Origin of the sequence: Paenibacillus cineris (assembly GCF_018333335.1) — a bacterium.
GTDB classification, from domain to species: Bacteria; Bacillota; Bacilli; order Paenibacillales; family Paenibacillaceae; genus Paenibacillus_AQ; species Paenibacillus_AQ favisporus.
This window is the reverse complement of record NZ_BORU01000001.1, coordinates 770,022-788,101: the sequence shown is the minus strand read 5'-3', so window position 1 is coordinate 788,101 and position 18,080 is coordinate 770,022. Positions and strand designations below refer to the sequence as shown.

Genomic DNA, 18,080 nt, shown 5'->3' with positions numbered 1-18,080 from the left:
TTTCTATTCTATAGATTGAACTAAAAGTTTCACATTGTATTTAGTTCATTCTATGGTGAAAAAAATTCACAAGAGGCTATGCCCTCATTTCTATTTCACGCCGAAAACGGGCTTGCCCCGATGCAGCAGAGCTTTCCGCGCTGCCCGCCTTGCTACGGCTTCCGCCGAGCAGCTGGCGTCCACAAAGACGGCGCTGGCCTCGTCCCCCGGCATCGGCCACACCCGGCGGCCTTCCCCGTCCAGCGGTGTCCGTCCGCCGGTCACAAAGCCGAGGCTGGCGCCAAGCGCCGCCTCACTGCCCCAGCCGAAACGCTCGGCAAGCATTCCGGCCTTCTCCAGGCTGTCCCCTTTGCCGAACGGGGACCAATGATCGGTGATGCTGTCATGCCCCAGCTCCACCCGAACCCCCTGCTTTGCCAGCATCGGGATCGGAATCGTCCGCCCGAGCGGTACGGACGACGTGACCGAGATGCCAAGGTCCGCCAGCCGGGCGGCTACCGCAGCCGCCTCCTCCGGCGGAATGTCCGCCAGCGCCAGTGCGTGGCTGACCGTGACTCTGCCCTGCCATCCGGCCTGCTCGGTCAGATCCGCGAGGCGCTGGATCGTAAACACGCCCAGGTGGCCCGGATCGTGCAGATGCAGGTCGACCCCGGCGTCCGCCTCCACGGCGAGCTCCATCATCGTGTTGAGCGACTTCTCGATGTCGCCGTCCACCGTGGCCGGATCGACACCGCCTGCCAGGGAGGCCCCGCTGCGCAGCGCCTCCCGCACCAGGCCGGCCGCTTGGCTGCGCAGCAGCCCGTGCTGCGGAAACGCCACGATCTCGAAGGTGGCGCGGTCCTTATAGGTCTCGGCCGCACGCAGCGTCGCTTCCAGATTGTTCAGCCCGACAACCGGATCGATGTTGCAGTGGGTGCGAAAATGCGTCGTCCCGGACACAAGCAGCAGCTCGATAAGCCGCTCCGCTCGATGCTGCGCCGTCGGCAGCAGCTTGGGCAGCAGCTTCTCCTCCTCCTCGATCCGGGAAAAGATGCCTTTGGGCGCAGGTCCCGGTGCTTTCCATGGGCCGCCGTAATACGTTTTGTCCAAATGAATATGCATGTCCCGCATCGCCGGAAGCATCAACGCCCCGCCCATGTCCGTGTGGGGGAAGCCGTCCTCCGGCAGCGCATCCGCCGGCCGGATTTCAGCGATGCTCCCCTCGGAAATGCGGATATGGTACAATGCGGTTTCCGTACCGCTGACGGCGTCTCCTTCGTAACGCCAGCCGGTCTCCAGCCGGACATGGGTCAGCCATAATGATGAATGTTCCATCAAGCCCTTCCTCCTTTGGTGGTCCTGTGATAGAAGCGCAGACTTCCCTGCCTCATATCCCGTATGCTAACATGGGATTTGATATATGAAAAATATTTATAATATTTGAAATGCAAAGGTTTTATATATACATTGAACAGAATTGACTGGAGGGATGACCCATGGATATCAGACAGCTGAGGTATTTTACGATCATCGTAGAGGAAAAGCAGATTTCCGCCGCAGCCCGAAGGCTGCACATGTCACAGCCTCCACTGAGCCAGCAGCTAAAAGCACTGGAGGACGAGCTTGGATCGGCTCTTGTGGAGCGGAGCGGCAAACATCTGGAGCTGACCGAAGCGGGCAAGGCACTGTACAGCTACGCCCTGAAGCTGCTGCAGCTGATGGACGAAGCCAAGACCGAAGTTCAGGAGATCGGCAGCGGCTTTAAAGGGGTACTCCGCATCGGCATCAATACCCTGTCGTCGGTGGATCTCCCCGATACGCTGATGCGGTTCAAGGAGAACTATCCGCAGGTCACCTACAAAATCCAGCAGAACGAATCCGCCCAACTGTGCAGCATGGTCAAGAGCAGGGTGCTTGAGCTCGCGATCATCCGCCTTCCGCTTGCGCTGGACGAGTTCTCGGTGCTTCATTTGAATACAGAGCCCTTTTATCTGATGGCATCCAGGCAGCTTATCCCAGAGCCTCTTGCTCCGGAGATCCCGCTTGAGCAGATTCGAAACTACCCCCTAATCCTTCCAAGCACAGAAGGACTAGGCGTCCACTACACCGTCCTGATGGCCTGCGCGAAGCACCGTTTCGAACCCAGGATCATCGCCGAATGCTCGGACATTCCCCTGCTGCTATCTTTAGTGTCCAGCGGCTTCGGGGCGGCGGTCGTCCCTGAGACGATCGTAAAGCTTCATACCCGTCATGATGTTCAGGTTGCGAGAATCGCGGACCCGGACTTAACATCGCCGTATGCCTTGATCTGGCTGAAGGAGCACCACCTGTCCCAGGCGGCGCGGCATTTTATCGACATGATCTCCCCCCCTGCATCAAGGGAATGACAGCGTATAAGCAAAGGATTGCAAACGAAAAAGCCCTCCCGCATATCGGAGAGGGCTTTGGCTTGACACTACGTTATGAATAATTGCATGGACTTACCGTAAAAAACGTTGGAACGGCAGCTGCTTCTTTTTTAATCAGTTAAACCCGTCATATGTCACAAACTCCGCCACCGGCTTCCGGTAGCCGCGCGGTCTCTGTCTGCCCGCATCCTCCTTGCCGATCGTAATCAGCATGGCGGGCACATACCGGTCCGGAATGTTCAGCACCTTCCGCAGCGCTTCCGGATCAAATCCGATCATCGGACAGGTGTCCCAGCCCCGGTCCTTGGCGATCAGCATGAACAGCATCGCGGACAAGCTGGCGTTCCGGATGGCCTCATCCCGCTTGAACGTGTCGCCCCTGCTTTCATACATGTCTGTTACGCTGCTGACCGTCTCCTCAAATTCGCGCTGGTCGATAACGCCAAGGCTGAGCAGCCCTTCGTTGATTGGTCCCACATTGTGATAGGCTTCAAGATCGCCCAATACGGCGATGACGGCCGAGCTCGTTAACACTTTGTACTGCTTGAATGCTGCTTCATGCACCTGTTCCTTCTTCGTTTGATCGATGACGGGAACGTAGTGAGCGTGCTGCAGGTTGAAGGCCGAGGGTGCAAATTTGACGAGGTTGAACATGTCGTCCAGCTCCTGCGGGCTGATGGTTACGCTCGGGTCGAATTTATTGGCGGATCTTCTTGCTTTGACAAGGTCTGTAAAGGACGTCATGCTGTTCGCCTCCGTATGTATAAATTTCCAACTGGCTATGAAGTTATCATATCACACTAACTGTAAAAAAGTAAGTTACAATTCAAAAAAAGTTCTGACCTCTGACATATCACCCGCTCCAGTCCGTGAAACGATCGGCATCGTCCCACAGATGGCTGAACGCTTGCTCAAACTTGGCGGCAACGGCCGCATCCTTGATAATCAGAACGACGTCGTCATTTTCCTGGGCAGAAGACTCCAAATAATTAATCGATCCAGCCTCCACCCGGCATTGATCCGCAATCAGCATTTTCAGATGCATCTTCCCTTCATGCGCATTCACCTTGACCGGAACGCCGGCTTCCCGGATCCGCTTCAGCGCTTTCTTCTGTTTCCCTTTTTCTTCGGCATGCGCCCGGTCCGTAATCAGCCGTACCTGAACCCCGCGGTCCGCCGCATCGATGATGGCCGTCACAACCGGTTCGTAGCTGATGCTGTACACGGCAATATCCAGCGAGGATTTGGCCCCCTTGATGAGCTGTACGATCGCTTTCTCCGGACGTTCGCCTTCGCTCGTGAACAGGGCTTGAACGTCAGCGGCAGAGCCTTCCGTTACTGCACCGTTATGAGCAGAGCTTCCTCGCCCTTGTTGTTCATCCGACGCAGCGGAGCAGCCGGTAACGGCAGCACAGAGCAGAATGGCGGACACGGAGCTGTTGATGACTTTCATCGGATGACCTCCTTCAAAACATGGAAATTTTGGCGTACAGGTAGAATAACATTCTTTTCCATCGATTCAAAATTTCTGAGCAAGCACGGCATACAGCCCGATTTCATCTTTCGAAGAGCATTCTCGGGCCTTACGTTGACAAAAACGGAACCGAAATGAAAAACGGCGGCGCGTCGGTCATCGACAGCGGAAACAGCGGCTGGCCGTATTATCATTGATGCTTTCTTAACTGTATTTTTCGTTTCGGAGCAGCCAACCAAACCTGACATGGGTTGGAAAGTTCGTGAATGGATTCAATTCAAATCATTTATGACATTAATTTATCATCAAAAATCGACAAAACCCGAACGATGGTCTTGCAAAAAACTCTTTTTTTATGTAATATAGACCTATCTGAACTCCTCATCACCAAAATAATCAACCGTTTGTAGGTGACCAATGGTTCATTTAGATTCCAACGAATTCAAGCAGAAGCTGAGTCAGGTATATAATGAAGTTTCCAAGGAGCTGTTCGGCTTTGGTACTTCTTTATTGAAGACAAGCATTCAGTCCGATGCGATTACCTTGTATGCCAGACACCGTCGGTCTCCCCGCTCCACTGTGCTCGAGGGCGAGGTTCCGGCTTTGAAATACGAGGTCGATTTTTACATGTCGATGATTTACAAGAAGAAGCTGAAATCTCGGCTGGAAGAGGAACTGGGACTGAACATCGAGGTTCTCCTTCGGGACTATGATCCCGCCACGCAGTGGGCAGTCACGAACATCATAATGTCACAACCTGAATGATACGGCCCTTTTCTTTTGATTTATCTTAAGGACTGGCCGAACCGTAACAAGAACGGATGCCGCTATTCTTTGTTTACATTGAAAAGCGCTCTAGTTAGAGATTTTCTTCTATCTAGAGTGCTTTTCTTTTTTAGTTTATAGATTTAGTTATAGAATTTGTTTGATTTTTCTTGTGACATGCCAAAATGTCTATTCAAAAGGGGGATATAACAACCGTCCAGTAGGGAAAAACAATCATATACAGCAGAGAAAAAAATTTCCCAGCGGCGGAAGCCCGGCATACGGCCTGCAGCAGAAAAACAAATAAAAAATAAACCATTACAGGAGTGAATCGATTGTGAAGAAACCATGGATTAAGGGACTCATGACTTGTACGCTGGCAGCGCTGGTACTTGCGGGATGCGGAAACGGAGGCAGCGAAGACAGCAGCTCCGGCGGATCTTCCGGCGGTCAGAAGAAGCTGGTCGTCTCGACTTGGGGATTTGCTGAGGATTTCTACAATAAAGAAGTGTATGCCCCATTCGAAAAAGAGCACAATGTGAAAATCGTCCTGGAGACCGGCAACAACGCCGACCGCCTGAGCAAAATTTTGCAGGGCAGCTCCGACGTCGATGTCGTCTATCTGTCGGATTACTACGCACAGCAGGGCATTGAAGCGGGAGCCTTCGAAAAGATCGACCGCAGCCGGCTGAGCAACCTTGACTCGCTCTATGATATCGCCAAAGCACCAAACGGCGAAGAGTATGGTCCGGCCTACACGATTGGCCAATTGGGCATCGCTTATGACCAGAAGGCAGCCGGAACGACGATATCCTCTTGGGCTGACTTGTGGAAGCCGGAGCTGAAAGGCAAAGTGACCATGCCGAGCATTACGTCCACCAGCGGTCCGATGATGGTCGACGCCGCCTCCAAGGTAGCTGGAAGCACGGAATTCAATGAAGACAAGGCATTTGGCAAACTGGCCGAGCTCAATCCGAGCGTCGTGAAATACTACAGCCAGACGTCCGAGTTCATCAACATGTTCACGCAGGGCGAAGCCGCTGCAGGACCGATCATGCAAATGTATCTCGGCGACCTGAAGAAGGCCGACCCGAACGTCGAATTCGTAACGCCGTCGGAAGGTGCGTACGCCATCGTCAATACGCTGAACGTCGTCAAAGGAAGCAAAAACAAAGAACTTGCCGAAGACTTCATCAACTGGCAGCTTAGCCAAGAAGTTCAGGAAAAAGCGGCTAAAGCCAAGGTCGACTCTCCTGCCAACCGCAATGTCAGCCTCAGCGCAGAGGAAGCTGCTGCCGTAACGTACGGCTCCAGCGTCGTTGAGAAGCTGCAAAAGCTGGACATGGCGTTCGTCAACAAAAACCTGAAGAGCTGGACGGACCGTTTCAACCGTGAAGTGACGAAGTAACGCCAAGCCTTTTTTGTAAATATAAGCAGCCTTACGGGGTTATGATTCAGCAGGGGCTGCCCGCCCCTGCTTTTTATTCACCGCTGCCTGGATACAAGGCGGCACATCCTTCATTTTGAAAGGGGAATCCATGTGAAGAAAGCCATCCTGGATGTCGATACCGGCATTGACGACGCGCTCGGAATTATGCTGGCTGTCCGCAGCGGCGAGCTGGACGTGCTCGGGATTTCGACAGTCAACGGCAACGTGTCACTGACGACTGCAACCCTGAACACTTGCAAAATATTGGACTTCATCAAGGCGCCGGCGTCCATCTCGGTCTATCCCGGGGCATCCCGGCCGCTCCTGCGGGACCGTCTCTTTGAGCACCGCGTGCACGGCGAGGACGGATTGGGCGGCGCACTCTTGGACATGCAGCCTGCCGACCGGACCGACCCGGATATGTTCGGGCCCGATTTCATTGTAGAGCAGGCCAAGCGCTATCCCGGCGAAATTACGCTGATCGCTACCGGACCGCTCACGAATGTGGCTCTTGCACTCGCCAAGCATCCGGGCCTGGTCCACGATATCAAGGAGCTGGTCGTCATGGGCGGTGCGGTCCGTACGCACGGCAACATTACGCCGACAGCGGAATACAACATCCATGTCGATCCGGAAGCGGCACGCCTGGTCTTTCAGGCCGGATTCCCGTCCTTGACGCTGGTCGGACTCGACGTGACACGCAAAGCGCTGCTGACCAGCGCGCACATTGATGCGCTCGGCTCCTCGGAGATCGCCGGTTACGTGCGCCAGAGCACATCGGATTACATGGAGCGCTACTATGAGCGCAACGGGGTCCGGGCCTGCGCCATGCACGACCCTTTGGCGGTCGGCGCCGCCATTTGGCCCGAGCTGGTTCGGACGGAGCGTCTATACGTCGATGTGGAGACCCGGAGCGAGCTGTGCGACGGGCAGACGGTGTGCGATTTCCAAAACCGTTTGCAGCGCCAGCCGAACCTGGACGTATGCCTTGATGCCGATTCAGACGCATTTTTGAACCGCTTTATCGCCGTGCTGCGCGGTGGATCCTACCAATAACAGGAGATTACATTCATGAAAAAGCGATACTTGTACCTGCTGCTCGCACCCGGGCTGCTGTTTCTGACCTTGTTCATGATCGTTCCGCTGATCCTCACGGTCGGCTCGACGCTGTTCAAGGACGGGAGCTTCACGTTCGGCATCTACTTACAATTTTTCAAGGACTCGTATTTCCTTGATATTTTGGGAACGACGCTGCTCGTCAGCGTCGCGACCACCCTGCTGTGCATCCTGATCGGATTCCCGGTCGCCTACTATTTGTCCATGATGCCTCCGCGCAAAAAGGGCATTTTGCTGGCGCTGGCGATTTTCCCGCTGCTCACGAGCTCGGTCGTCCGCTCCTTCAGCTGGATGATCATTCTCGGCAAAAACGGTCTGGTCAACAATGTGCTGATCAAGCTGGGGATCATTCACGATCCGCTTAGCATTCTCTATACACCGACGGCGATGATTATCGGTCTGGTCCATCTGTTCCTCCCCTTGATTCTGATTACGCTGGTCGGGGTGCTCGAGTCCATCGACCACGATCTGGTCCGGGCGGCGCAGAGCCTGGGTGCGTCCAAGCTGACGGCTTTCCGTAAAATTGTCATCCCGCTCAGTATACCGGGATTGATCGTCGGCAGCATTCTCGTGTTCGTAGGCAGCCTGACCGCTTACACCACGCCTGCCCTGCTGGGCGGGAAAAAGCGTGTCGTCGCGACCTTCCTGTACCAGAACGCCATTACGCTGAATGACTGGCAGGCGGCTTCGGCCATTGCCACCATCATGATGATCATTACGTTCATCGTCATCGGGCTGATGAATAAAGCAGCGGCCAAATTCAATCCGAAGGGGTAGAACTATGAAGATCAAAAATCCGGGGCTCGCCCTCTTTTCCTTTATCGTTTACTTGTTCCTGCTCGGGCCGCTCCTGATCATCGCGGTGACGTCCTTCGAGCCTGGAACGGTGCTGAAATTTCCGCCGACCGGTTTTTCGCTGAAATGGTACCAGAATATTTTTGACGTGGAGATGTTTATGTCGACCTTCAAAACGTCGATCATCGTCTCGCTGATCGGCAACGTGATTGCGATTCTGCTCGGCGTTCCGGCCGCTTACGCCTTGAACCGGGTGACGTTCCGGGGCAAAGACACGCTGAATGCGGTGTTCCTGTCCCCCCTGCTCATTCCGGGGATCGTGCTGGGCTTTACGCTGCTCAAGTACGTCGTCATCACGTTCCATTTCCCGATTTATACGTCGCTTCTGATCGGCCATACGATCATTATGCTGCCGTTTATTATCCGGGTCATCGGCTCCAGTCTCGCCAACTTCGATTTCGCGGTCGAGGAAGCGGCGCTCAGCCTTGGATCCAGCCGGCTTGCGACCTTTTTCAAAGTCGTCCTGCCGAACATTAAATCCGGCATCATCGCTTCGGTGCTGCTCGCGTTCCTCGAATCGTTCAACAACGTGGATATTTCGCTGTTTATGACCGGTCCGGGCGTCAGCACGCTGCCGATCCAAATGCTGACCTACGTCGAAAACTATTTTGACCCGACCATCGCAGCCATCTCGGTCCTGCTCATGCTGATCACGGCCGTGTTCATGTTCGTCATCGAAAGGCTGCTCGGACTAACCTATTTCACCAAACAATAACGAAAGGCGTGAGACGATGGCACTACTACAACTTGAAAACGTATCGGTCGCCTATGACCAGCAGTATATTCTGAAAGACTTCAACCTTTCCATTGAGAAAGGCCACCTGATCTCCCTGCTGGGTCCCAGCGGCTGCGGCAAAACGACCACCCTTCGGCTCATCGCCGGCTTCCTCGAAGCGACGGACGGAGCCTTCAAATTCAGCGGCAAGGACTATACGCGCGTGCCGATCAACAAGCGGAATTTCGGCTTCGTTTTCCAGAGCTACGCCTTGTTCCCGCATCTGTCCGTATTTGACAACGTCGCCTTCGGACTGCGCCAGCGCAAAGTCAAGGAAGACGAGATCAAGAAGCGGGTCATGAACATGCTGGAGATCGTCAACCTCGGCGGATTTGAAAAAAGATTCCCGCAGGCGCTCTCCGGCGGCCAGAAGCAGCGCGTCGCCATCGCACGGGCCCTCGTCATTGAGCCGGATTTGCTCCTGTTCGATGAGCCGCTCTCTAATCTGGACGCCAACCTCAGGGTAAACATGCGCGTGGAAATCCGCCGCATCCAGCAGGAGCTCGGCATCACGACCGTGTACGTATCCCACGACCAGGAGGAGTGCTTCTCCATTTCGGACCGGGTCGCCGTCATGAACAAAGGGATCATCGAGCAGTTGGATCAGCCGTCGGTCATTTTCCAGTATCCGAAATCCGAATTTGTCGCCCGCTTCATCGGCTTCAACAACTTCATCCATTTTGACGAGCGGGACAGCGAAGGCTCCTTCTTCACCCTGCGCAAGGGAGACTACCACTTTCATGCCGCCAAGGCCGATGGCATGCCTGTCACCATGAAGGGCGCCATCCGCCCCGACGACCTCATTGCCGGTACGCTGCAGGAGATCAATTCCGGCGACAATGTACTGACCGGCAAGGTCAAAGTCAGCACGTATCTTGGACGCAGCTACCAATACGTCGTCGATACGCCGCTGGGCGAATTTACGGTCAACCAGGAAATGCAGCAGCCCTATGCGAACGGGCAGGAAATCCGTCTGTTGTTTCCATCGGATAAGCTCGTTCTTGTCGAATAACCATAGGGGGAACAACGTATGCATGCAGATTTGCTATTTCTTCAAGCCAAGGTGTACAACAGTTACTTTAAGCAGTGGTCTACCAACAACGTCGCCGTCAAGGACGGCAAGTTTTTCTATATCGGCCTGAGAGGCGAAGATACGTTCCAGGCCAAGCAGGTCATTAACGCGGAGGGACTCTATATGGTCCCCGGCTTCATCGATATCCATCTGCACATCGAAAGCACGATGGTGACGCCTGAATCCTTCTCGGCGGGTCTCCTGCGAAACGGCGTCACTACGATCGTACCCGAGCCGCATGAGATGGCCAACGTGTTCGGCCTCGACGGCGTTCTTGAGATGATTAAGGCGAGCCGGAACTGTCCGGTGGACATGTTCTACGCCATTCCAAGCTCGGTCCCGTCCACCTCAATGGAAACGACGGGCGGATCGATCGAAATCGAGGACATGGATGCCCTCCTGTCCACAGGGGACGTCATCTGCCTCGGCGAGATCATGAACTACGTCGACATCATTACCGACCCGGACTGCAAAACGAACCGCATCCTGGAGCATATTCGCTCGCATTATCCTGAGCTCGTCATTGAAGGCCACGTGCCGAAGCTGCTGGATCTGGACCTGCAGCGCGTCATTTATGCCGGCGTCAACTCGGACCATACGCATCAGACGCTGCAGGGTCTGGAGGAGCGGATTGCGGCCGGCATGTTCATTGAAATCCAGGAGAAGTCGATGACGCCGGAAGTGATGGACTACCTGATCCGCCACGACGTTTCCGAGCATTTCTGCTTCGTGACCGATGACGTCATGGCGGATTCGTTCCGCGCCCGCGGCCACCTGAACCAGATCGTCCGCAAGGCCATCGGCATGGGGATGTCTCCGGAGCGGGCGATCTACGCCGCGACCTTCTCCCCGTCCCGCCGCATGCGGATGTACGATCGGGGCTCCATCGCACCGGGCAAAGTCGCCGACTTCCAGCTGATCTCGGATTTGTCCGAGCTGAAGCTGGAATCGGTGTACAAAAACGGCGCGGAGGTGTACTCCGCCGCCAAAGCCTTTGAGCCGCAGTCGAGCGGCTACCGGTTCCCGGAGCACTTCTACCACAGCGTCCAGCTGGACGAGCTGAGCGCCGCCGATTTTGAAGCGGCGGCCGGCGTAGAGGACGGCATCTACCGGTGCCGGGTGATGACGATCCAGGATGGCTCGACCTTTACCAAGGAGAGCCAGGTGGACGTGCCGGCCGCGAATGGCCGGCTGCTGTGGGAGGACAGCGGCTGCGGCATGATCGCCACATTTGAACGGTACGGCAAAGGACGCCAAAAAGCGTTCGGCTTTATCGCAGGCGATACGATCCAGCGCGGCGCCGTGGCGACGACCTACTCCCACGACAACCACAACCTGCTCGTGATCGGTCACAACGTCGAGGACATGGTCCTCGCCGCCAACACCGTCATCCGCCAGCAGGGCGGCTTCTGCGTCACCCTGGACGGCGAGATCAAAGCCAACATGCACCTGCCGGTCGGCGGCATCCTAACCGAGGATCCGCTCGATCTGGCCGCCGAGTCCGTCCAACAGGTTCGCGAGGCGATGGAAGAGCTCGGGTATAAGCACTACAACCCGATCATGTCGATCGCGACGCATTCGCTGCCGGTAAGCCCGTACCTCAAAATCACCGATCACGGACTGATCGACGTCAACGCCGGCAAAGTCGTGCCGCTCATTATTGAGCAGGTGTAAGTTACTGGCCAGGTATAACATTTAACCGTTAGGTTTGGCATTGCCGTAAGGTTTGACCTTTTATAAATAGCCTTGCCATAAATATCACAAAGGGCTGTCCCCGCCATTTTGGCGTGGGGACAGCCCTTTTTTTGTATGACATAATCGATCAAGCACAAGTATACCTATCTTCGCCCTCAAGCCGTTTTATGGGCCAAAATCACATCACTTATTCCAGATTATTTCTATAGGCATATAGCGACCTTATGCTTTACAATATCCTACGGACTTTAGGCGAGATACCGTACAAACATTAGTCTCAGCGTAATCCGCCCGTTTATAATACTGCTACATAGAAGGGAATTGCACATGAAGTGGTGGAAGCTCATACTCGTTGGCCTTATATGGATTGTATCGTTTATGGCGATTAGATCTGGCCTTGCCATTAAACGTGAAAAATATAAAGGCAGTGTTACGGATGTGATGAATGTATGGCCCCTTGCCGATACGATATCAGGAAATATCGCAGCAATAATCTGCAGCTTTATTGCAGGGTTGATCTATAAGCATTTTCCATGGTGGCTGAGAAAAACAGTTCTCTATTTGATATCAGCTATACTGTTTTGCCTGGGGCTGTATATTCTTATCGATGCATGATCAACAAACAGCCCGAAACCAATACTCCTCGTTATCCCCGGCTTTCTCTCGATACCTCTGTGCCCGCTCGCGGCCGCTCCGCTTCCGGTGCTTTCCTTCCGGTCAGCAGCAGCATGACAAAAGACATCGCGACGATCGCCAGCGTCCACGCCCAGGCCATCGGCATGTTGCCGGCGTCAACCGCCACGTAAATGGCCGTCGGGACCGTCTGCGTCTTGCCGGGAATGTTCCCGGCAACCATGAGCGTAGCGCCGAACTCGCCGAGCGCCCTGGCAAATCCGAGCACGAGCGCGGTCAGCAGCGAAGAATAAGTGAGCGGCAGCGTAATGGAACGGAACACCCTCCACTCGCCTGCCCCGTCGGAGCGGGCCGCCTTTTCCAGATCCGGATCAACGGCGGCAAAGCCGTTCTTCATCGTCTGATAGACGAGCGGGAATGCCACGACGATGGTCGCCACAACAGCGGCCCACCAGGAAAAAATAATCGGCGCATCCCACAGCCATTCGATCAGCTGCCCCACCCAACTGCGGCGGCCAAGCAGCATCAGCAGCAGAAATCCCACCACGGTCGGCGGCAGAACCAGAGGCAGCATAAACAGCGTCTCCAAGACGATTTTTCCCGGGAAATGATGCCTTGCCATCCACCAGGCAGCTCCCGTACCCAGGATGATCACGATCAGACTCGAGAGCAGGGCAACCTGTAAGGACAGTCTGACCGGATCCCAAAATGCCTGCCAGTCCATCATCTGTTAACCCTGCTTCGGCACGGAAAATCCGTACTTTTTAAAAATGTCCACGGCCGAATCCGTCTGGAGGTACTCGTAAAAATCCACCGCCTCCTGGCTGTGCTTCGTCGCCTTAACGATTCCGACCGGGTAAACGACCGGCGTATAGGCAGACGGGTCGACAGTAAACGCCACTTTGACCTGATCCGAAGTCAATGCATCCGTTTTATACACAAAACCCGCATCCGCATTGCCAGTTTCCACGTACTGCAGCACCTGCCGCACATCCTTGGCCTGCACCAGCTTCGGCTGGAGTGTGTCCCACAGCTTGGCGTTCGTCAGTGCTTCCTTGGCGTAGTTCCCTGCCGGAACGCTTTCCGGAATGCCGATGGCGATTTTTTTCAAGCCGGTTCCTTTCAGGTCCTCCATGCCCGAGACTTGGGCCGGTTCTTTGGCGTTCACCACGGCCACAAGCTCATTGGCGAGAAGGTCTTTCTCATGCGAAGAATCGATGAGCTGCTTGTCCTCCAGCGCCTTCATGTTCTTCACGGCAGCCGAGAGGAACAGATCCGCCGGTGCGCCCTGCTCGATCTGCTGCTGCAGCGCCCCCGAAGCGCCAAAGTTAAAGTTCAGTTTGACGTTCGCATGCTCCGCCTCGTACGCTTGTTGAATCTCCTGCAGCGCATCCGTCATGCTGGCCGCAGCGGAGATGGTCAGTTCTACCTGCTGTGCAGCCTCTCTATTAGAAGTTTCCGCAGCGGCTCCTGAGTCGGCCGATTTCGGGTCTGCAGCCGAACCGGAATTCGATCCGCAGCCTGCCAGCATCAGAACGAAGGCGGCGAGGATCAGCCAAACACCTGGTTTCATACCCCTTTTGATCATCCGTAATCTCCAATCCTTAATCGTTATATTTAGTTATAATTAGATATAATTAATTATATCCAGTGGGCCGCGAGGTTGTAAATACGGTTTGCACAATTTTCACATCCGGGTGTGATACAATAGAAGACACTATGTTCACAGGGTTCAGACCTAAGCCATTACAAGAAAAGATAACATATAACGAAACGTTCAGCGAAACATACAACGTACAAGGAGGAAGCTCATGTCCAGCGACATTTCGTATACGACCGAGGAGATTGCCAAGCTCCTGAAAATATCCAAGCTCACCGTCTACGACCTGATCAAAAAAGGGGAGCTGCCTTCGTATCGGGTGGGCAAGCAAATGCGCGTCGATGCCGCAGATTTGGAAGCCTACAAGCAAAGGGCTAAAGGACTGCAGGCGGCCGAACACCGCCCGGCTCCAGCGGAGCCGGTTTCCTTTCAACCTGCCGCTGTCGGAGCCGGCGGAACCCGTTCGGTAGTCATTACCGGGCAGGATATCAGCCTTGACATTCTCGTTAAGCATATGGAAAAGCATACGCCCGGCATCCGTCCGCTCCGCGCATATGTCGGGAGTCTGGACAGTCTGATTGCGATGTACCGCGGAGAGTCCGACATCGTGAGCACCCATCTGCTCGACGGCGATACGGGCGAATACAATTTGCCGTACATTAAGCGGATTTTGGTCGGCTTTCCGTATTTGGTCGTCAACCTGCTATCCCGGAAGGCGGGACTCTATGTCCAAAAAGGGAATCCCCTTGGGTTAAAAGACTGGGCCGATCTGTCCCGCACGGGGCTGCGGCTCGTCAATCGCGAAAAAGGGTCGGGTGCCCGCGTTCTGCTGGATGAACAGCTGCGGCTGCACGGGATCCGGCGGGATCAGCTGCAGGGCTACGGCGAGGAGCAGACCAATCATATTGCGGTCGCCGGCACCGTCGCCGCCGGGGAGGCCGATGTCGGGGTTGGCATCGAAAAAGCGGCAGCAATCGTAGGCGGCGTGGATTTTATCCCGCTGATCGAGGAACGCTACGACCTGGTCGTGCTCAAATCGGCGGAGAATATGCCTTGGATCGAGTCGCTGATGGGCATTTTGCGTTCGGAGGAGTTCCGCCGCGAGCTGCAGAGCATCGCAGGGTATGATCTGTCCCGTACCGGGGAGATCCTGCTTGAGACATAGACGTATATAGCGGAAACGGCTCCGTATCTCCCGGTGCCCCCTCAAATCGAGGTGAGCACCCATAACCGTTGCCGTACATTAGAGGGTAGAAGTACATTATCTTAAAAAAAGAAAAAGGCAGCCGGAATCATTCCGGCTGCCTTTTATGCTGTTTCGAAGTCCTGCGATCCTACGAGCATGAGCCTACAAGCCGATCTTACCGGTTGGTTCCCGAGTTCCCTTCTCCGTTCGCTTCTCCGGCTGCGGATACGTCCGCGATCGCCCGGCGGGCGAGCATCGATGTGACCGTATCGTCCATCGGCGGGTTGTGCAGACCCGCCCGCACGTCGCGGTACATCCGCTCCAGCGGAAGCTGGCGCGACAGGCTGGCCCCGCCCACAATGCGCATCGCCAGATCGACGATGCGCAGGGCCGCATGGGTCGCCGTCGTCTTCACGAGCCCGAGATCGGGCCTCATGCCCGGCCGCAGCTCCGGGTGGCGGTCCCAGCGGTCCGCCACACTGTACATGAGCGTGCGGGCGGTGATCAGCTCGGACTCCATCTCCCCGATCTTCTGCTGAATATGCGGCAGGTCGGCAATGGGCCCCGGCAGGCTGTTTGGCCGGTAATTGGCGGCGTAACGCACCGCAAAATCCCGGGCAGCCCAGGCGATGCCGATATAACATGCCGGGATATGCAGCAGCGCCCCTCCGTGGTCGGACATCTTACCTGCCGGCTGTCCTCCTAAAGGATCCTCACTATCGATCCTTTCCCCGTCCGGCACGAACACTTCTTCCATCACCAGGTCGTGGCTGCCGGTCGCCCGCATGCCCATCGTATTCCACGTTTCGTCAATGCTGACACCCGGACCCTTCCGCACCAAAAACGTTCCGGTCTTGTCTTCTTCCTCCACAAATGCAGTGACCGTAAACTGATCCAGCACCGGGATGAGCGAGCTGAATGTTTTGCGGCCGGTCAGCAACCAGCCCCCATCCGTACGCTCCGCTTTCGTTCCCGGACGGCCGCCCCGGCTCGGACTGCCGGTCGACGGTTCGCTGGCAAACTGGTTGATCATCGCCCCGTCATGGACGATTTGCCTGCAGAAGTCGGCATACAGCTCGCGCGGCCACGACTGGCCGATGCGCATCTGCAGCACCTGGCTCACATGCCAGCCGACCGCGAGCGTCGTCGAGCCGTCCCCTTTTCCCAGCCGTTCCTGGGCAAGGATCATTTCGTACAGCGACGCTTCCTCACCGCCAAACTCCGTCGGCACCGTCAGCTTTAAATAACCCGACTCCTTCAGGTCAGCAAAATTTTCAAACGGGAACGATCCTTCCCGATCATGTTCCGCAGCCCTCTCCGCAAATACCGCCGCAAGCCGCTCGGACCTGGACGCGATTTCGGCCTCCCGATTATTTCGTATAAACGGATCCGTTTGCATGGAATTCATCCTGCACTCTCCCCTCGCCTGTATCTTTTCTCCTAACGAAATCAGTAAGCATCAAAATGGACGCCTGTATACTGACTTCCCGAGAAAACGAACCCGCCAAACGCGGTCCGTCTTCTGTCAGGTTATTTCGAAAGATGTTTTCTTCATTGTATAATGCGGGGGCTGTGTTGTCCAAAGCAGAACCTGTTTCATTTTATAAAGGCTGGACGAATAAGCTTTTTGCGATCATTTTGCTCAACACCGCACCGGATACGGGATGCAGCCGGCACAATATACTTACGCGCTTTACATAGCCGGATAAAGGTGATATGTTATAAACACGACGTAAACGTCATGTTTGGAGGGCAAGATATGAAGGATCGCATGCGCATAGGGGATTTATCGGAACGAGCGGGGGTTACTCAGCGAACGGTTCGATATTACGAAAAAATGGGGCTGATCCCTCCAGGCGAGCGTGAAGGCAATGGGCAGCATTACTATACAGAAGAGACCGTTGCCCGGCTGCGCAAAATCGACCAATTAAAGAAGCTTGGGCTCAGCTTGGAGGAAATACGGGACGTGATCGATCTCTATTTTATGGATCCCACTGGTGTACAACCTAAACAGAAAGTGCTCGGCATCTTGAAGCAGCATCTCGCAGAGGCGGATCAGAAGATCGAGGGGTTACAACAATTCCGGACCGATTTGCTGACCCATATCGAACGCTTTGAGCAATGGCTCAAGGACGCAGAGCAGCATTAATTTTTTTTGCCGCAAACATGACGTTAACGTAATGTTTATAACATTCACATTTCCAGGAGGAAAAACATGATGAACGAGACGATTGGATTTATCGGACTTGGCAGCCTAGGTCTGCCGCTGGCTAAGAATCTCCTCGATGCAGGGTATCCTTTGGTGGTGCATAACAGGACGGCCAGCAAAGCCGAACCTTTGATTGTTCAAGGCGCCCGGCTGGCATCCAGACCCGATGAGGCCGTAACCGCTGGCGGAATCGTCGTCACCATTTTGTGGGATGATGCGTCTGTGGAGAGCATCGTCATGAGCGATAGCTTTTTAGAGAAGCTTGGCAAAGGGGGGATTCATATCTCGATGAGCACGATATCGCCGGATACATCCAAAAAGCTGGCCGCTGTTCACGCCGAGCATGGCAGCACCCTGGTCGAAGCCCCCATCTTTGGAGTCCCGGAGGCTGCGGCAGCACGTCAGCTCTCCATCCCCATGGCTGGGCCGCAGCAGGCGAAAGACCGAGTCCGCCCGGTTTTGGAGGCTATGGGAGGGCTGAATATTTTCGATTTTGGTGAAAAAGCCGGGGCAGCGAATCAAGTGAAACTGGTTGGAAACTTCATGATTACTTCCGCCGTGTACACCATTCGGGAAGCTCTCTCGATGGTCGAAAAGAGCGGTGGCGATCCCAAGCCCGTGATGGATATGCTGACCCAAACGCTGTTTAACGCCCCGATTTATAAGCGTTACGGCCAGATGGCTGCCGAGAACATGGATCATCTCTTTACACAAAGCCATATTCCGTTAAAGGATGTGGGCATTTTTAAACAAGCGTCCCAGCGGGCCGGGGCCCCCGCACCTTTGTCGAATCTGTTGTATGACCTGTTAAGCAGCGAGCATAAACAAGCCTAATATCGATAAAATCTTATCCAATATACGTTCATGACCATCTCACATGAAAT

General features: G+C 54.9%; 18 protein-coding genes. 12 read left to right on the top strand and 6 right to left on the bottom strand.

What is annotated here, in order from left to right:
* Window positions 1–90: 90 nt before the first annotated feature.
* The gene (locus KI379_RS04065) at window positions 91–1,314 is read right to left on the bottom strand and encodes an amidohydrolase (RefSeq protein ID WP_212982851.1); all 1,224 of its coding nucleotides are present in this window, start codon (window positions 1,312–1,314) and stop codon (window positions 91–93) included.
* Between the two features lie 161 nt (window positions 1,315–1,475).
* Between KI379_RS04065 and KI379_RS04060 the strand changes: the two genes are divergently transcribed.
* Window positions 1,476–2,366, top strand: coding sequence for a LysR family transcriptional regulator (locus tag KI379_RS04060; protein WP_212982850.1), 891 nt, complete (start codon window positions 1,476–1,478; stop codon window positions 2,364–2,366).
* A 135-nt stretch (window positions 2,367–2,501) separates the two neighbouring features.
* On the opposite strand, the gene KI379_RS04055 is transcribed toward KI379_RS04060, so the two are convergent.
* Entirely contained in the window at window positions 2,502–3,131 is a 630-nt protein-coding gene (locus KI379_RS04055) for a nitroreductase family protein (RefSeq protein WP_076170352.1), read from the bottom strand.
* Between the two features lie 109 nt (window positions 3,132–3,240).
* Window positions 3,241–3,840 carry a phospholipase D-like domain-containing protein gene (locus KI379_RS04050; protein ID WP_212982849.1) on the bottom strand — a complete coding sequence of 200 codons (600 nt, stop codon included), beginning with the start codon at window positions 3,838–3,840 and terminating at the stop codon, window positions 3,241–3,243.
* Between the two features lie 438 nt (window positions 3,841–4,278).
* On the opposite strand from KI379_RS04050, the gene KI379_RS04045 reads away from it, so the two are divergent.
* The 8 genes from KI379_RS04045 (at window position 4,279) to KI379_RS04010 (ending at window position 12,183) form a co-directional block, all read left to right on the top strand.
* Entirely contained in the window at window positions 4,279–4,626 is a 348-nt protein-coding gene (locus KI379_RS04045) for a Na-translocating system protein MpsC family protein (protein WP_076170354.1), read from the top strand.
* Between the two features lie 364 nt (window positions 4,627–4,990).
* Window positions 4,991–6,034: an ABC transporter substrate-binding protein gene (locus KI379_RS04040; protein ID WP_076170772.1), complete on the top strand. Its 1,044-nt coding sequence runs from the start codon at window positions 4,991–4,993 to the stop codon at window positions 6,032–6,034.
* 132 nt (window positions 6,035–6,166) lie between these two features.
* Window positions 6,167–7,111, top strand: coding sequence for a nucleoside hydrolase (locus KI379_RS04035; RefSeq protein WP_089545914.1), 945 nt, complete (start codon window positions 6,167–6,169; stop codon window positions 7,109–7,111).
* A 15-nt stretch (window positions 7,112–7,126) separates the two neighbouring features.
* Entirely contained in the window at window positions 7,127–7,948 is an 822-nt protein-coding gene (locus KI379_RS04030; protein ID WP_076170355.1) for an ABC transporter permease, read from the top strand.
* A 4-nt stretch (window positions 7,949–7,952) separates the two neighbouring features.
* Entirely contained in the window at window positions 7,953–8,741 is a 789-nt protein-coding gene (locus tag KI379_RS04025) for an ABC transporter permease (RefSeq protein WP_212982848.1), read from the top strand.
* Window positions 8,742–8,757: 16 nt separating this feature from the next.
* Window positions 8,758–9,813, top strand: a complete 1,056-nt coding sequence (locus tag KI379_RS04020; protein ID WP_076170357.1) for an ABC transporter ATP-binding protein — start codon at window positions 8,758–8,760, stop codon at window positions 9,811–9,813.
* An 18-nt stretch (window positions 9,814–9,831) separates the two neighbouring features.
* A complete protein-coding gene (locus KI379_RS04015) occupies window positions 9,832–11,547 on the top strand; it encodes an adenine deaminase C-terminal domain-containing protein (RefSeq protein WP_076170358.1) in 1,716 nt (571 codons plus the stop codon).
* 348 nt (window positions 11,548–11,895) lie between these two features.
* Window positions 11,896–12,183 (top strand): hypothetical protein, encoded by a 288-nt coding sequence (locus KI379_RS04010; protein ID WP_212982847.1) that lies wholly within the window; start codon window positions 11,896–11,898, stop codon window positions 12,181–12,183.
* 31 nt (window positions 12,184–12,214) lie between these two features.
* Here the strand turns inward: KI379_RS04010 and modB are convergent, their stop codons facing one another.
* Window positions 12,215–12,928, bottom strand: a complete 714-nt coding sequence (modB, locus tag KI379_RS04005) for a molybdate ABC transporter permease subunit (RefSeq protein WP_212982846.1) — start codon at window positions 12,926–12,928, stop codon at window positions 12,215–12,217.
* A 3-nt stretch (window positions 12,929–12,931) separates the two neighbouring features.
* On the bottom strand, window positions 12,932–13,774 hold the full coding sequence (gene modA / locus KI379_RS04000) for a molybdate ABC transporter substrate-binding protein (RefSeq protein ID WP_244879185.1): 843 nt from the start codon (window positions 13,772–13,774) through the stop codon (window positions 12,932–12,934).
* A gap of 238 nt (window positions 13,775–14,012) precedes the next feature.
* Between modA and KI379_RS03995 the strand changes: the two genes are divergently transcribed.
* Complete coding sequence (locus KI379_RS03995) at window positions 14,013–14,966, top strand: helix-turn-helix transcriptional regulator (protein WP_212982844.1); 954 nt, start codon at window positions 14,013–14,015, stop codon at window positions 14,964–14,966.
* Between the two features lie 196 nt (window positions 14,967–15,162).
* On the opposite strand, the gene KI379_RS03990 is transcribed toward KI379_RS03995, so the two are convergent.
* Window positions 15,163–16,395 (bottom strand): acyl-CoA dehydrogenase family protein, encoded by a 1,233-nt coding sequence (locus KI379_RS03990; protein ID WP_212982843.1) that lies wholly within the window; start codon window positions 16,393–16,395, stop codon window positions 15,163–15,165.
* A gap of 351 nt (window positions 16,396–16,746) precedes the next feature.
* On the opposite strand from KI379_RS03990, the gene KI379_RS03985 reads away from it, so the two are divergent.
* Together KI379_RS03985 and KI379_RS03980 are read left to right on the top strand one after the other, a co-directional pair.
* Window positions 16,747–17,136, top strand: coding sequence for a MerR family transcriptional regulator (locus KI379_RS03985; protein ID WP_212982842.1), 390 nt, complete (start codon window positions 16,747–16,749; stop codon window positions 17,134–17,136).
* A 66-nt stretch (window positions 17,137–17,202) separates the two neighbouring features.
* The gene (locus tag KI379_RS03980; RefSeq protein ID WP_244879184.1) at window positions 17,203–18,030 is read left to right on the top strand and encodes an NAD(P)-dependent oxidoreductase; all 828 of its coding nucleotides are present in this window, start codon (window positions 17,203–17,205) and stop codon (window positions 18,028–18,030) included.
* Window positions 18,031–18,080 lie beyond the last annotated feature (50 nt).

Excerpts from the sequence above, each read along its gene's own strand:
- KI379_RS03980 (WP_244879184.1), top strand. The coding sequence starts at position 17,203 with ATGATGAACGAGACGATTGGATTTATCGGACTTGGCAGCCTAGGTCTG.
- KI379_RS04055 (WP_076170352.1), bottom strand. The coding sequence starts at position 3,131 with ATGACGTCCTTTACAGACCTTGTCAAAGCAAGAAGATCCGCCAATAAA.
- KI379_RS03995 (WP_212982844.1), top strand. The coding sequence starts at position 14,013 with ATGTCCAGCGACATTTCGTATACGACCGAGGAGATTGCCAAGCTCCTG.
- KI379_RS04025 (WP_212982848.1), top strand. The coding sequence starts at position 7,953 with ATGAAGATCAAAAATCCGGGGCTCGCCCTCTTTTCCTTTATCGTTTAC.
- KI379_RS04015 (WP_076170358.1), top strand. The coding sequence starts at position 9,832 with ATGCATGCAGATTTGCTATTTCTTCAAGCCAAGGTGTACAACAGTTAC.
- KI379_RS04020 (WP_076170357.1), top strand. The coding sequence starts at position 8,758 with ATGGCACTACTACAACTTGAAAACGTATCGGTCGCCTATGACCAGCAG.
- KI379_RS04065 (WP_212982851.1), bottom strand. The coding sequence starts at position 1,314 with ATGGAACATTCATCATTATGGCTGACCCATGTCCGGCTGGAGACCGGC.
- modA (WP_244879185.1), bottom strand. The coding sequence starts at position 13,774 with ATGAAACCAGGTGTTTGGCTGATCCTCGCCGCCTTCGTTCTGATGCTG.
- modB (WP_212982846.1), bottom strand. The coding sequence starts at position 12,928 with ATGATGGACTGGCAGGCATTTTGGGATCCGGTCAGACTGTCCTTACAG.
- KI379_RS04045 (WP_076170354.1), top strand. The coding sequence starts at position 4,279 with ATGGTTCATTTAGATTCCAACGAATTCAAGCAGAAGCTGAGTCAGGTA.
- KI379_RS04030 (WP_076170355.1), top strand. The coding sequence starts at position 7,127 with ATGAAAAAGCGATACTTGTACCTGCTGCTCGCACCCGGGCTGCTGTTT.
- KI379_RS03990 (WP_212982843.1), bottom strand. The coding sequence starts at position 16,395 with ATGAATTCCATGCAAACGGATCCGTTTATACGAAATAATCGGGAGGCC.
- KI379_RS04040 (WP_076170772.1), top strand. The coding sequence starts at position 4,991 with ATGACTTGTACGCTGGCAGCGCTGGTACTTGCGGGATGCGGAAACGGA.
- KI379_RS04010 (WP_212982847.1), top strand. The coding sequence starts at position 11,896 with ATGAAGTGGTGGAAGCTCATACTCGTTGGCCTTATATGGATTGTATCG.
- KI379_RS04060 (WP_212982850.1), top strand. The coding sequence starts at position 1,476 with ATGGATATCAGACAGCTGAGGTATTTTACGATCATCGTAGAGGAAAAG.
- KI379_RS04050 (WP_212982849.1), bottom strand. The coding sequence starts at position 3,840 with ATGAAAGTCATCAACAGCTCCGTGTCCGCCATTCTGCTCTGTGCTGCC.
- KI379_RS03985 (WP_212982842.1), top strand. The coding sequence starts at position 16,747 with ATGAAGGATCGCATGCGCATAGGGGATTTATCGGAACGAGCGGGGGTT.